General features: G+C 48.9%; 11 protein-coding genes, 1 pseudogene and 1 CRISPR repeat array. Of the genes and pseudogenes, 4 read left to right on the forward strand and 8 right to left on the reverse strand.

Annotated elements, in window-relative coordinates; genetic code table 11:
- The first annotated feature begins 40 nt into the window (after positions 1-40).
- A CRISPR array of direct repeats spans positions 41-1066; the repeat unit is 32 nt; unit sequence GTCGCACCCCGTAGGGGTGCGTGTGTTGAAAC.
- Between the two features lie 235 nt (positions 1067-1301).
- Both ACJHVI_RS03695 and ACJHVI_RS03700 read left to right on the forward strand, forming a co-directional pair.
- Positions 1302-2273 carry an AEC family transporter gene (locus tag ACJHVI_RS03695; RefSeq protein ID WP_483183277.1) on the forward strand — a complete coding sequence of 324 codons (972 nt, stop codon included), beginning with the start codon at positions 1302-1304 and terminating at the stop codon, positions 2271-2273.
- A 5-nt stretch (positions 2274-2278) separates the two neighbouring features.
- A complete protein-coding gene (locus tag ACJHVI_RS03700) occupies positions 2279-3259 on the forward strand; it encodes a glycosyl transferase family 90 (protein WP_483183278.1) in 981 nt (326 codons plus the stop codon).
- A 101-nt stretch (positions 3260-3360) separates the two neighbouring features.
- On the opposite strand, the pseudogene ACJHVI_RS03705 reads toward ACJHVI_RS03700, so the two are convergent.
- The 3 genes and pseudogenes from ACJHVI_RS03705 to ybaK form a co-directional block, all read right to left on the reverse strand.
- Positions 3361-4425, reverse strand: a pseudogene (locus ACJHVI_RS03705) (tartrate dehydrogenase); the annotation flags it as partial.
- Between the two features lie 45 nt (positions 4426-4470).
- Positions 4471-5901 carry an SLC13 family permease gene (locus ACJHVI_RS03710; RefSeq protein ID WP_483183279.1) on the reverse strand — a complete coding sequence of 477 codons (1431 nt, stop codon included), beginning with the start codon at positions 5899-5901 and terminating at the stop codon, positions 4471-4473.
- Positions 5902-6047: 146 nt separating this feature from the next.
- Positions 6048-6527 (reverse strand): Cys-tRNA(Pro) deacylase, encoded by a 480-nt coding sequence (gene ybaK, locus ACJHVI_RS03715; protein ID WP_483183280.1) that lies wholly within the window; start codon positions 6525-6527, stop codon positions 6048-6050.
- A gap of 98 nt (positions 6528-6625) precedes the next feature.
- Between ybaK and ACJHVI_RS03720 the strand changes: the two genes are divergently transcribed.
- Positions 6626-7432, forward strand: a complete 807-nt coding sequence (locus tag ACJHVI_RS03720; RefSeq protein WP_483183281.1) for a carbon-nitrogen hydrolase family protein — start codon at positions 6626-6628, stop codon at positions 7430-7432.
- On the opposite strand, the gene ACJHVI_RS03725 is transcribed toward ACJHVI_RS03720, so the two are convergent.
- From ACJHVI_RS03725 to ACJHVI_RS03745, 5 genes are all read right to left on the reverse strand, one after another.
- Positions 7365-8222 (reverse strand): metal ABC transporter permease, encoded by an 858-nt coding sequence (locus tag ACJHVI_RS03725; RefSeq protein ID WP_483183282.1) that lies wholly within the window; start codon positions 8220-8222, stop codon positions 7365-7367. The genes ACJHVI_RS03720 and ACJHVI_RS03725 overlap by 68 nt on opposite strands.
- Entirely contained in the window at positions 8219-9064 is an 846-nt protein-coding gene (locus tag ACJHVI_RS03730; RefSeq protein ID WP_483183283.1) for a metal ABC transporter permease, read from the reverse strand. Before ACJHVI_RS03730 ends, ACJHVI_RS03725 begins: the two co-directional genes overlap by 4 nt.
- Positions 9057-9833: a metal ABC transporter ATP-binding protein gene (locus ACJHVI_RS03735; protein WP_483183284.1), complete on the reverse strand. Its 777-nt coding sequence runs from the start codon at positions 9831-9833 to the stop codon at positions 9057-9059. Before ACJHVI_RS03735 ends, ACJHVI_RS03730 begins: the two co-directional genes overlap by 8 nt.
- A 42-nt stretch (positions 9834-9875) precedes the next feature.
- Complete coding sequence (locus tag ACJHVI_RS03740; RefSeq protein WP_483183285.1) at positions 9876-10628, reverse strand: hypothetical protein; 753 nt, start codon at positions 10626-10628, stop codon at positions 9876-9878.
- Between the two features lie 173 nt (positions 10629-10801).
- Positions 10802-11701 carry a metal ABC transporter substrate-binding protein gene (locus ACJHVI_RS03745; RefSeq protein ID WP_483183286.1) on the reverse strand — a complete coding sequence of 300 codons (900 nt, stop codon included), beginning with the start codon at positions 11699-11701 and terminating at the stop codon, positions 10802-10804.
- A gap of 167 nt (positions 11702-11868) precedes the next feature.
- Between ACJHVI_RS03745 and ACJHVI_RS03750 the strand changes: the two genes are divergently transcribed.
- Positions 11869-13236 carry an L-serine ammonia-lyase gene (locus ACJHVI_RS03750; RefSeq protein ID WP_483183287.1) on the forward strand — a complete coding sequence of 456 codons (1368 nt, stop codon included), beginning with the start codon at positions 11869-11871 and terminating at the stop codon, positions 13234-13236.
- The last annotated feature ends 183 nt before the right edge of the window (positions 13237-13419 follow it).

A 13419-nucleotide genomic window follows, 5' to 3' on the forward strand; every position in this document is an offset into this window, starting at 1 on the left:
TGAAACTAGAGACCCAAGTAGCGGATAGCGCACATTACTAGTCGCACCCCGTAGGGGAGCGTGTGTTGAAACGCCCAGCACCTCTTTTGTGGTCGCGTCATAATAGGTCGCACCCCGTAGGGGTGCGTGTGTTGAAACAAATCCAATGCCTCATCAGGGCTGACATCTAATGTCGCACCCCGTAGGGGTGCGTGTGTTGAAACAGGACTGGAGGTCGTCATTTTGCTGCTGCTGCGCGTCGCACCCCGTAGGGGTGCGTGTGTTGAAACTTCTAATTCCAGTCGTGTTTTGCGCAACTCTTCAGTCGCACCCCGTAGGGGTGCGTGTGTTGAAACACTTGCCAAGCAGTGCTAAATCCTGCTTGTTCAAAGTCGCACCCCGTAGGGGTGCGTGTGTTGAAACAGGCTGAAATTGATAATTTATTTAATGCTTATGCGTCGCACCCCGTAGGGGTGCGTGTGTTGAAACTAGGCGCAGCGGGATTATCCGGCGTATCAGCTGCCGTCGCACCCCGTAGGGGTGCGTGTGTTGAAACCTGAAAACTTAAAAGACTTTGCACGCGGTCAATTGGTCGCACCCCGTAGGGGTGCGTGTGTTGAAACAAGAATTGACGCACAATTCGAGCATAAAAATTTAGGTCGCACCCCGTAGGGGTGCGTGTGTTGAAACGAGTATTGGAACGTTATTTGGGGACTGCTGTCTCGTCGCACCCCGTAGGGGTGCGTGTGTTGAAACGGCGCAGTGGTGGCAGTAACAATAAGGCTCGTTGGTCGCACCCCGTAGGGGTGCGTGTGTTGAAACGGCGGCTAATGTCGCCGCTGCGCAGGACGGGGTGTCGCACCCCGTAGGGGTGCGTGTGTTGGAACACTGCTCTACTCTCGCAGGGTATGGGCAGTCTTGAGTCGCACCCCGTAGGGGTGCGTGTGTTGAAACACAAAAGCGGCGGGCAGATTGTGGCGCTAGAGCCGGCCGCACCCCGCAGGGATGCGTGTGTTGAAACATACTCCTGCTGCTAGTGAGCTTACCAGCTTATTGCCGCACCCCGCAGGGATGCGTGTGTTGAAATCTCAATGGGGAGATGGGTACCGGCAAAACCATGAATCATCCTCGTAGGAAGCCTGTGTTACAATTAAACATCTATAAAATTAGTAATGAAAAATATTAAATCTTATTGAGTTTATGCTTATGATAAGGTGTTTTTAAGTTATTAGCTGGATATTCATAACGCTAAAAGTTTGTCAATGTTTTGTAGGTTTTTATTTTGATATTGGTGTTTTTATATAAATGATATGTGAAAAAATATGTTAGAAGATTTTTGGCAAGGCATGTTATTTGCAGGAAATATTATTTTTCCTTTGATTGCTTTGATTTGGATAGGTCGTTGGTTGCGAATGAGCGGTCAAATTCGTGAACAGTTTTTGCGGGATGTGAATGCCTTATTGTATCGTTACGGAATTCCCGGTTTATTATTTTTCAGCATTTTGAAAAGCCAAGAAAGTCTGATGTCGCAATGGCGTTTGGTGGCGGCAGGTTATTTGGCTACTTATTTGCTGTATTTAGGAAGTAGTTTGATTGCTAATAAAATGATTGCCTCTCCTGCGGATCGCGGTGTATTTGTGCAGGGCGTTTTCCGCGGTAATTTGGCGATTTTAGGTTTGGCATTTGTTATTCAAGCGTATGGTGATTACGGGCGCGAAGTCGGAGGTATTTTAGCAGGCGCGATTGCTCTGGAGCTCAATGTATTAAGCGTAATTTGTCTGAACAAAGCCATGCAGCAGCAGGCGGGGCTTTCCGCATTGCAAAGCATGAGGCAGCTATTGAAAAAGATGCTGCAAAATCCGCTAATTATCGCCATTTTATGCGGTTTTTTCTTAAAAATTTTGCATGTTCCATTACCGAAAGCAGTGTTTTCTTTCGGCGATTTGTTTACCCGCTTGACCCTACCTTTATCCCTGATCAGCATTGGCGCGGCTTTTGATTTGCGCGGCATTTTCGGTGCCGGAAAAATGGCGGTTTGGGCAAGTGTGGGACGTTTGCTGGTATCGCCCTTATGCTTTTTATGCTGCGGCTTATTACTGGGTTTGACAGGGCGCGATTTGGCGATTTTATGCCTGATGGGCGCCGTGCCGGCGGCAAATGCCGGCTATATTATGGCAAAGGCTTTGGGCGGCAATGCGGTGGCGGCGGCGAATATTATTGCCATTACGACGGCTGCTTCTTTGCTTGTAGTAGCGCCTTTAATTGCTTTGTTTTATGCTTTAGATTGGGTGTAATTGATATGAATTCATTATTGGCTAAAAAATTAGGTCGTTATCATCGTCGTCTGCATAAATTTGCGTTTTATTTTTCGCGTGCGGGTTTAGAATTGATGCCGAATTTTCTGTTAGGAAAGGATTATAAAAACGTATTGGCAGATATGGAAAAATTAACAGATGATGAGAGAGTACATATTTTATCGCGTTGTGATTATTATCATCGCTTGAATTCAAGTTTTTATATAGATAATCCTGATGCTTATTGCGGCAATTTTCCTCGTCAAAAGCCCTCCGCTTATTATTATGATTTAGCGCCTTTATTGCATTATTTTCCTGAGAATAATGGATTTAATTATGAGTTTGGCGATGTTATTCATGTGCCGGAAGTACCAAGTTTTGTCAAAAGTCGTCCTATTATGAATCAGGGAAATGAGAATTCTATTTTATTGAAGTTAGATAGTGTTCGGCATTTTTATGTTCTGCCCGATCATATGCCTTTTAAAAAGAAAAAGCCTATGTTGTTATGGCGCGGTGCGGCACATCAGGCGCATCGCTTAGATTTTTTAGAGCGTTATCATCATTTGCCGCGTTTGGATGTGGCTTGTGTGCATGAAAAATCGCGTGATAAAGCTTATCATGGTTCTTATTTAACGATTCCTGAGCAATTAGACTATAAATATATTTTAAGTATTGAAGGTAATGATGTCGCGACTAATTTAAAATGGATTTTTTATTCCAATTCTCTTTGCTTTATGTGTAGGCCGCGTTATGAAACTTGGCTGATGGAGGGGGCATTAGAACCTAATGTGCATTATGTATTGTTACGCGATGATTATGCCGATATAGAAGAAAAATTGGATTATTTCGAGAGTCACCCAGAGGCGGCTTTAGAGATTATTCATAATGCGCAGATGTGGATGCAGCAATTTATGGATAAAGATAAGGAGCGTTTGTTGAGTCTTTTAGTGATGGAGAAATATTTTCGCCTTTCCGGGCAATTATGATAGATGTGATTATTCACAAACTTTCTGAAAGAAGGACTATTTGAAGCTTTCAGCCTCATGCTTTTGGCATGAGGCTTTGCTTTATTTGCTTTAAATGGCGGGGCGATGGCGTTGCCGAGTGTTTGGGTGCTGGCGCTGCCGCCAAGATCGGGGGTTTTGCAGTCGCTTTTCAGCGTTTCTTCAATTGCTTTCATGATGCGGGCGGCGGCTTGTACCGCGGCGGGGTTTTCTTCGGCAAAGAATTCCAGCATCAGGGCACCCGACCATATCATGGCGATGGGGTTGGCGATGTTTTTGCCATAGATGTCGGGGGCGGAGCCGTGTACGGGTTCAAATAATGAGGGGAATCGGCGTTCGGGGTTGAGGTTGGCAGATGCCGCCAGTCCCAGCGTGCCGACGCAGGCCGGTCCTAAATCGGATAAGATGTCGCCGAAGAGGTTGGAGGCGACGACGACGTCGAAGCGTTCGGGTTTGAGGACAAATTGCGCGGCAAGGGCGTCAATGTGCTGTTTGTCCCATGTAACGTCGGGGTAGTTGTGCGCGACGGCGGCTGTGCGTTCGTCCCAGAAGGGCATGCTGATGGAGATGCCGTTGGATTTTGTGGCGGCGGTGAGTTGTTTGCGCGGGCGTTTTTGCGCCAGTGCAAAGGCATAGTCTAGGATGTGGTCGCAGCGTTTGCGCGAAAAGATGGCTTGCTGAAGGGCGATTTCGTTTTCGCCGCTGTAGGCGCGTCCGCCGATGCTGCTGTATTCGCCTTCGGTGTTTTCGCGCACGATGATGAAGTCGATGTCGCCGGCTTGTTTGTTGGCGAGAGGGCAGCGTACGCCTTCAAAGAGGCGGACAGGGCGGATGTTGGCGTATTGGTCGAATTCGCGGCGGAATTTGATGAGTGAGCCCCATAGGGAGATGTGGTCGGGAACGCGTTCGGGGTCGCCGACGGCGCCGAAGTAGATGGCGTCGAAGGGGCGGAGGATTTCCGCCCAGTTTTCCGGCATCATGCTGCCGTGTGCGAGGTAATAGTCGCAGCTTGCCCAGTCAAAATACTGAATGTCGAGTTGGATGCCTGTGCCTTGTACGGCTTTTTCAAGGGCTTTGATGCCTTCGGGCAGGACTTCTTTGCCGATGCCGTCGCCGGCGATGGCGGCGATGCGAAATTGTGTTTTCATTTTGTTTCTCCAAAAAAATACGCCATCAATCGATGGCGCATGTATTTACATTAATACGAAATATGCCCACAGTCCGACAAGCAGTACGCAGAGTATGTTCAGCAGTAAGCCGACGCTGAGCATTTCTTTTTGCTCAATCAGTCCGCTGCCGAAGACGATGGCATTCGGCGGTGTGGCAACCGGCAGCATGAAGGCACAGGAAGCGCCGATGCCGATTACAAAGACGAGGACTTCTTTGGGCATGCCCATTTGTGCGGCAATGCCGGCGAAGACCGGCACGAGCAGGGCGGCGGAAGCGGTGTTGCTGGTAAATTCGGTGAGGAAGATAATAAAGGCGGATACGGCGAGTATGATGACAAGCGGATGTGTGCCGCCGAAGGTTTCCGCCATTTGCTTGCCTAAGGCAGCAGAGGCACCGGTGCTTTGCAATAGGGCACTGAGGCTGAGACCGCCGCCGAAGAGCAGGAGTACGCCCCAGTCGGTGTTATTGGTGATGTCTTTCCAGCGGCAGGTGCCGAAGACGATGACGGCAATGGCGGCGGCAAGCGCGATGACGGTATCGGGATTGGCGATGCCGAAATGCGCTTTGATTTTGCTGCTCAATATCCATGCGCCGGCGGTGCAGATAAAGATGAGCATGGCAATGATGCGGTGCAGCGTCCAAGGGATGTTTTCTTCTTGAATCGAGACTTTTTCTTTGAGATTGGGTTTGAGCAGCGCATAGAGCGAAAATACCATCAGCGGCAGAATGAGGAGCATCATCGGTATGCCCATTTTCATCCAGCCGTAGAAATCCAGCCCTAGGGATTTTGCGGCAATCATGTTCGGCGGCGAGCCGACTAATGTGCCCAAGCCGCCGATACTGGCGCAGTAGGCGATGCCGAGCAGCACGAAAACAAAGGTTTTGCGTTCTTTACCGCGGTCTAAATGCGCCATCATGCCGAGTGCCAAGGGCAGCATCATGGCTGCAGTGGCGGTGTTGCTGATCCACATCGATAAAAAGGCGGTTACGCCGAAGAGAAGCAGAACGGCGATAAGCATATTGCCGCGCGAGAGCGATAAAATCCAAATGGCGATTTTGCGGTCGAGTTTTTGAATATGCAGTGCCGCCGCCAAAGCAAAGCCGCCGAAGAAGATATAAATCGTGGGATCGGCAAAGCCGGCTAAGGCGGTTTTGATGTTGGTGTCGGGGAATTTGAGGGTGGCGGCAAGCACGGGCACCATGAGGGCAGTAATCGTGATATGTACGGCTTCGGTAAACCACATGATGGCGACAAAGAGCAGCACCGCTAGTCCTTTACTGGCATTGAGTTCATAGCCTGCACCTGTAGGGCTTTTCAGCCACAGATAGAAAGCGTAGGCGGCGACGGCGGCAATGACGGTAATAACTAAGCCGCGGAAATTCGTTGCGAATGACTGGGTGGTCAGCAGTTCCGAGTTTTGCACGTTCTCGGGCGCAGGTTGCTGTGTTATCAAGTGGAACTCCTGTTTGTTTATGTAATAAAAAATGAAATTTTAACAGGATTAGTCTAACAAAAAAGTCATTTTCAGGTAAAAGAATTTTTGATAAAGATAGTGGCTACCTTTAAGCAGCATTCATGTAATCGGTATTTATTGGGCGGCTATGCGGCAGCTTCTACCGCCTGCGGCTGCAACACCTGCAAATCCTTAGCCGTGATGGCGACTAAAAAGCCGCGTTTGCCGCCGTTGATGTAAATGGTGTCTAAATCCAAAATGCTGCTTTCCACATAAACAGGCAGCGCGCTTTTGCAGGCAAAAGGACTGGTGCCGCCGACTAAATAGCCGCTCCATTTATTAGCTTGGGCTGGGCTGGCAGGCTCGATATGGCGTGCACCGATAATGCGCGCCAATTGGCGGGTGGAGATTTCTTTATCGCCGTGCATGAGCATAATCAGCCCCTGTTTTTTATCATCTTGCAAAATAATCGTTTTAATCACGCAATGTTCGTCAACATGTAATTCTTGTGCGCAGCGCGCCGTGCCGCCGTGTTCTTCATAATCATAAAGATGCGCTTCATAAGCAATCTGATGCTCGCGTAGAAAACGAACGGCGGGGGTAATGGGATAGGATTTTTTACTCATGGCTGACAAGATAATCAAAAAAGACGATTATAAGGGATTATGGGCTTGTCGCTAGAGATTTCAAGGTTTATGCTGGCGTTCTGCATAAGGAGGGAAGAATGAAAATAGCAGCGTATCAAATGGCGGGCGGAAACGATTATGCGCGCAATCTGCGCATTTGCCGACACAGCGCAAGCCTTGCCGCCCAAGCCGGCGCAAAACTATTGTTATTGCCGGAGGCGGCGATGTTTCTGCGTGCCGAAGAAAGCGAGGCGACAATGACGCAATCTTTAGACGGCGAATTTGTTTCGCTGTTGGCGGATTTATCGCAGGAATACGGGTTGACGATTGTCGCGGGTATGTTTGAGCCGGCGCCGCAGGGACGGGCTTTTAATACGGCGGTTGTGCTGCAAGCAGGGCGATTATTAGGGACTTATCGCAAATTGCATTTGTATGATGCTTTTGCGGTGCAGGAAAGTGAGCGGATTGCACAAGGCGAAGATTTGCCGCCTGTTTTTGACTGCGAGGGCATCACATTCGGCGTGATGACGTGCTATGACCTGCGCTTTCCCGAAACGGCGCGTGCTTTAGCCGAGCAGGGCGCGGATGTTATTTTGCTACCGGCGGCGTGGTTTGCCGGCGCGGATAAGGAATATTACTGGCAATTACTCTGCGCGGCACGCGCTTTGGAAAACGGCGTGTATGTATTGGGCGCAGATATGTGCGGCGGCAACCGCATCGGGCATTCCTTATTTGTCGATGCGCTGGGCATGGTGCGCGCGCAGCTTGGGCAGGAAGAAGGTTTATTGTGCGCGGAAGTCGATAAAGCGCATTTAGCGGCGGTGCGCGAACGTTTGCCTATGCTGAAGCAGCGTCGTTTTGCGATTGCTTTAAACGGCGGTAGCGCGACTGGCGCAGGGCATTAAAGCAAAGGGCAGCGATAAAGCCGCTGCTTTGGCATAAGACAATACAGGCGCCGGTCGCCGCATCCAGATGATAGCTGATGATAACGCCGCAGACGGCGGCAAGCACGGAGCTGATACAGGCGCACAGCAATAGGGGGGCGAAGCGTTTGCATAAAAGTTGTGCGGTCAAGGCGGGGGCGATGAGCATGGCGACAACTAAGACAACGCCTACCGCCTGCATGGCGGCAACGCAGGTAAGGGCAAGCAAAATCAAGAGGCTGTGTTGCAGGCAGGGAATGCACAGACCGCTGAGGCGGGCTTGGTGTTCGTCAAAAACATAGAGCAGGAAATCCCGCCATTTAAGCGCAAACACGCTGCAGACGACGGCGGCAATAGCCCAAACTTGGTAGCGACTGACGCTTTCGATGCCGAGAATATTGCCGAAGAGGATGTGCATGAGATGTTGTCCTTTGCTGCCGGCATGATAGAGCAATAAGCCGAGCGCAAACAGGCTGGTAAAGGCGATGCCCAGCACGGCGTCCTGTTTGAGGCGGCTGTGTCTTTCAATGAAGCTGCTTGCCTGTGTGCAAGCAACGGCGGCGGCGAATGCGCCGATGGCAAGGGGAATGTTTAGCAGGGAAGCGAGAACGATACCCGGCAATACGGCATGCGAGATGGCATCGCCGAGCAATGCCCAGCCTTTGAGCACTAAAAAGCAAGACAGCAGGGCGCAGACCACGGCAATGACGATTGCCATGATGAGGGCTTGTTGCATAAAGGGATATTGCAGGGGTTCGAGCAGAAAATTCATGGTTGTCTCTGATGGCGGCGTTGGGCGAGCAGTCCGTATTTCGGCGCGGCTAAGAAGGCGAGGGCAAAGAGCAGGCTTTGCAAAGCCACAATCAGCGCGCCGGTGGGCAGATTGACGAAATAGCTGAGATAACTGCCGCAGAAGCAGGTGCTGATGCCTAAAAAGGCGGCAATGATGAGTACGCGACTAAGGCGGTCGCTTAAGAAATAGGCAGTCGCTCCCGGTGTAATCATGAGAGAGATGACTAAGATTGCGCCGACAGTTTGCAGGGAAGCGACAATGGCGGCGGATAGCAGGGCGAAGAAGAGGATTTTGAGCGTTTTTACGGCGAGCCCCGCGGTAATGGCTTGGGTTTCGTCAAAAAAGAACAGTTGGAAATCGCGCCATTTGCAGATAATAAATATCAGCGTAAACAGGGAAATGGCGCTAATTTGCCATAAATCTGCATCGCTGATGGCGAGAATATTGCCGTATATGACGGCGGAGATATTGATGGCGGTGGGTTTGAGCGAAATCAGTAGCAAGCCGGCGGCAAAAAAACTGCTAAAAACTAAGCCGATGACGGCATCTTGTTTGAATTTGGGAATACGCCCCAAGCCTAAAATTGCGGCGGCGGCTAAAAAGCCGGTAAAAAACGCGCCTAAACTGTAAGGCAGCCCCAAGGCATAAGCACCCGCTACTCCCGGCACGACGGCATGAGAAAGCGCATCGCCGATTAATGACCAGCGTTTGAGCAGCAAAAATACCGACAGCAGAGCGCAAATGCCACCCACGATGCTGGAGGCGAACATGGCATGGCGCATATAGCCGAAACTGAAAGGCTCGAGCAGCAATTCAAGCATGGGCGGCTTCTTTAGCGATATCGCCGATGTGTAAATGGTGCAAAATGCCGCCGAAGGTGCGTTCAAGGTTTTCGCGGTTGTAGGTGTCGGCGATATTGCCTTGAGCAATAATGCTTTTATTGAGCATAATCACTTCATTGCAATAATCCGGCACGCTGCCTAGATTATGCGTGGAGATTAAAATCAGATAGCCCGCGCTACGCAGTTCCTGCAAGAGCTGCATAATCGCCTGCTCGGTTTGAATATCCACGCCGGTAAAGGGTTCGTCGAGCAAAATCAGGCGGCTTTCTTGCGCCAAGGCGCGCGCCAAAAATACGCGCTTTTTCTGTCCGCCGGATAATTCGCCGATTTGTCGATTGCCTAATGCGGCAATGCCTAAGCGTTGCATGGCTTCTTGGCAAATCTCTCTGTCTTGGGAAGAAGGGCGGCGCAGCATGCCCATATGTCCGTAGCGCCCCTGCATGACCACATCACTGACGACTATCGGAAAATGCCAGTCGATATTATCCGCCTGCGGCACATAGGCGACGCCATTGCATTTCACCGCTTGCTTGGACGGCATACCACTAAGCAAAATTTGCCCTGTTTGCGGGCGGATAATACCCATGATGCTGTTAAAAAGAGTGGATTTACCGCTGCCGTTCATACCGATCAGCGCGCAGACACTGCCGCCTGAGAGATGAAAAGAAACCTCATGCAGCGCGGTATGCCCATTGGCATAGGTTACGCGGATATTATCCGCATATAGCGAAACAGGGAGCGAAGTCATGTATTGTCCTTATGATGATGGGCATATGATAACGAAAAAGCTTTAATCGCGCCTGCCTGTTTGCGCACTTAATTCAGACAGAGAGGATTTGCTAAAGCCTTGGGCGCTTAATTGCTCGGACAACTGCTTTTTCAGCTGTTCGCGTTCAATAGCGGATAAACCGATGATTTCAAGTTCTTCATTTAACACAAGCGGTAATGCAGTGTCAGCAATGGCGGCGGCAAGTAAAAAATACTCTCCTGCGGCATTTTTGATGATCCAAGGACTGCGTGTCAGTATCCACTGCCGCGCTTTGCCGCCAATTATGACCGAGATTGCGGGGAAAAGAATACCGATTGCTGCTTCAGCATCGTAATTTTTTATTGCCGGATGGCTTCCTCTCATTTGATAAACGCAATATTTTACAATAATTTTAATGAGAAATTTGAATAAGTTATCCTCGGCTTGTAAATGGCTTAATTGAGTGCTTGGTATGGCGATCAATTGCCAAGGCTGATTTTGCGTTTTGCCGTAAGCTCGCATGGCATGTTGGTTAATGCGATATATTGGAAACAATTGATAAGTAAAACGATAGCAAATCATAGAAAGCGTGCCGAAAATCAAGAGGTTCCATATGGTGTTATCAATAAATAATCCTTTTAAAAAGGCGGTATTAGCGTATGAGAATGTTAAACAGGTGAATATCAATGATAAAGATAATAATCCACCAAAAGCAAATAATGATTGATATAAATAAGTTTCTTGCCTAGGAGCAAGAGGTTTATTGCTGTGCGGGAAAAATCCTAGTTTAAGCATTCTGTCTATTATATTTTATGCACAAAAATCTTAAGTAGTTTATATCAATATAAAGCGGCTTTCAGTCTGATATTAGAATCATATATTCGATTAGCCAAAATAAATCGGTGCCGTATGCCTGAATATCAATCAATTAAAAAGCCGCACAAAGGCGGCTTTCTCTTGCCCGCGGCTTATTTTGCCTGTTCTTGGAAGGCTTTGATGATGGTTGAAGTGGTAACGTCCAATAAATCCAAATAGGTAGGGGTTACGCCATCCGGTTCGGATAATGAATCCACATACAAGACGCCGCCGTATGCCGCGCCAGTTTCTTTTGCCACTTGTTTGATAGGCTCGTCAGAAATGGTGCTTTCGCTGAAGACGACCGGAATGTTTTCCGCTTTCACGGTTTTAATCAAAGCCGCCACTTGCTGCGGACTGCCTTGCTGTTCGGCATTAATCGGCCATAAATAGGCTTCTTTAAAGCCGAAATCCGCCGTCCAATAAGAGAATGCGCCTTCGCTGCTGACTAACCAACGTTGCGCTTCGGGAATCTTGGCAATCGCTTCGCGGCTTTTGCTCTCGATTTCCTCAATTTTCGCTTTATAGGCTTGGGCATTGGCTTCGTAATGCGCTTTGTTTTCAGGGTCTGCTTTGATTAAAGCGGCAGCGATGTTGTCCACATAGATTTTGGCATTGCTGGCAGACATCCACGCATGCGGATTGGGTTTGCCTTCGTATTCGCCGCTGCTGATGGCAATCGGCGTGATGCCTTCTGAAACATTGACGGATTCCGCACCTTTAATATTGCTGAAGAATTTTTCAAACCAACGTTCCAATCCCATGCCGTTCCACAAAATCAATTGCGCATCTTGGGCGGTGGCAAGGTCTTTCGGCGTGGGTTCGTAGTCATGAATTTCCGCACCGGGTTTGGTGATGGATACGACTTGCGCGTGTTCGCCGGCAACATTTTGCGCCATATCCGCGATAATCGTGAAAGTGGTGGCGACTTTGAGTTTATCGGCGGCAAGGCTTGGAATCGCGCACGCGGCAAGCAAGGCAGTAAGTAAAACTTTTGTTTGTGTTTTCAACATGATGAATACCTATTTAAGATTAAAAGGAATTGTTATTCTATTTCAAATAGGAATGCTTGTCAATGGCATGATAAGCAATTCATTTCATTGCTAATGATTTATCTTTGAAATTTCTTGCTAACATTTTACAATTTACGTTATCAGCAGTGGTAAACGGAGAGTGAAGCATGATTAGTATATCTGAAATGTTTAAAATCGGTATCGGACCGTCCAGTTCGCATACCGTAGGGCCGATGAAGGCTGCCGGTTTGTTTTTGCAGGCATTAAAAGCGGCGGATTGTTATGCGCAAACAGCGCGTTTTGCCGTGCATGTTTATGGTTCTTTATCTTTGACAGGGATTGGGCACGGTACGGACGGCGCTATTTTGGCAGGTTTGGCGGGAGAAGATCCGAAAACTGTAGATACCGACAAAATGCCGCAATTGATAGCGGATATTCGGGCGAATAAAGCGGTTGCGCAGCCTGATCGCAGTCCGATTGCTTTGGATACGGAAAAAGATTTTATTTTCCATAAAACGCGTTTGTCTTTGCATGAAAACGGAATGACTTTGCAGGCTTTTGATGCGCAAGATACGCTGCTGTTGGAGAAAAATTACTATTCTATCGGCGGCGGTTTTGTCGTTGAAGAGGAAGATTTCAGCACCGCTTTAGGGCAAGAAGATTTGCCGGTGCCTTATCCTTATAGAAATGCGGCCGATTTGCTGGCGCATTGCGAAAAGGAGAATTTGCGTTTATCGACAGTAATGCTGCGCAATGAAAGCGCATTGCATCAAGAGGCGGTGGTGCGCGATTACTGTCAAGAAGTCTGGGGCGTAATGCGCGATTGTATTGCGCGCGGTTTGGAACATGAAGGCGTTTTGCCCGGTAAATTGCGCATTCCGCGCCGTGCTGCGCAGCTGCATCGCCAATTGGAAGATGCCGGCGATAATTTAAGCAAAGATCCGATGTTTTTGATTGATTGGCTGAATATGGTGGCGATGGCGGTGAATGAAGAAAATGCCGCCGGCGGGCGTGTGGTAACCGCGCCGACGAATGGAGCTTGCGGTATTGTGCCGGCGGTTTTGGCTTATTATGAACGCTTTGTGCATCCGCTTGATGAAGATAAAATCACCCGTTATTTACTGACTTGCAGCGCTATCGGCAGCCTTTACAAAATGAACGCTTCTATTTCGGGCGCGGAAGTGGGTTGCCAAGGAGAAGTAGGCGTGGCTTGTTCTATGGCGGCTGCCGGATTGACGGATTTGCAAGGCGGAACTGCCGAACAAGTCTGCGAGGCGGCAGAAATCGCTATGGAGCATCATTTGGGCCTAACCTGCGATCCGGTGGCAGGACAGGTGCAAGTGCCTTGTATCGAGCGTAATGCGGTGTCAGCCGTTAAAGCGGTCAATGCCGCGCGGATGTCTCTGATGCGTAGAAGCAAGCCGGTCGTCTCTTTAGATGAAGTGATTAAGACCATGTATGAAACCGGCAAGGATATGAATGAAAAATATCGCGAAACCTCAACAGGCGGCTTGGCGATGAATGTGCCTTGCTAAGACAAAGTATGATTTATTTTAGCAGCTTTTCAATTAAATCTAGAGGGCGTTCAGAAATCTGTGTCAGTTTAATCAAAGGCTCATCACCTTATCTAAGCGCCCGGGGAAATGGATAGACAACTGCATCATAGTTTGTCCCGAATTGTTGATAGGTCTTGTCCATTTCTCACCGGCATTTAACAT

The sequence above is a fragment of the Suttonella sp. genome (assembly GCF_056855035.1).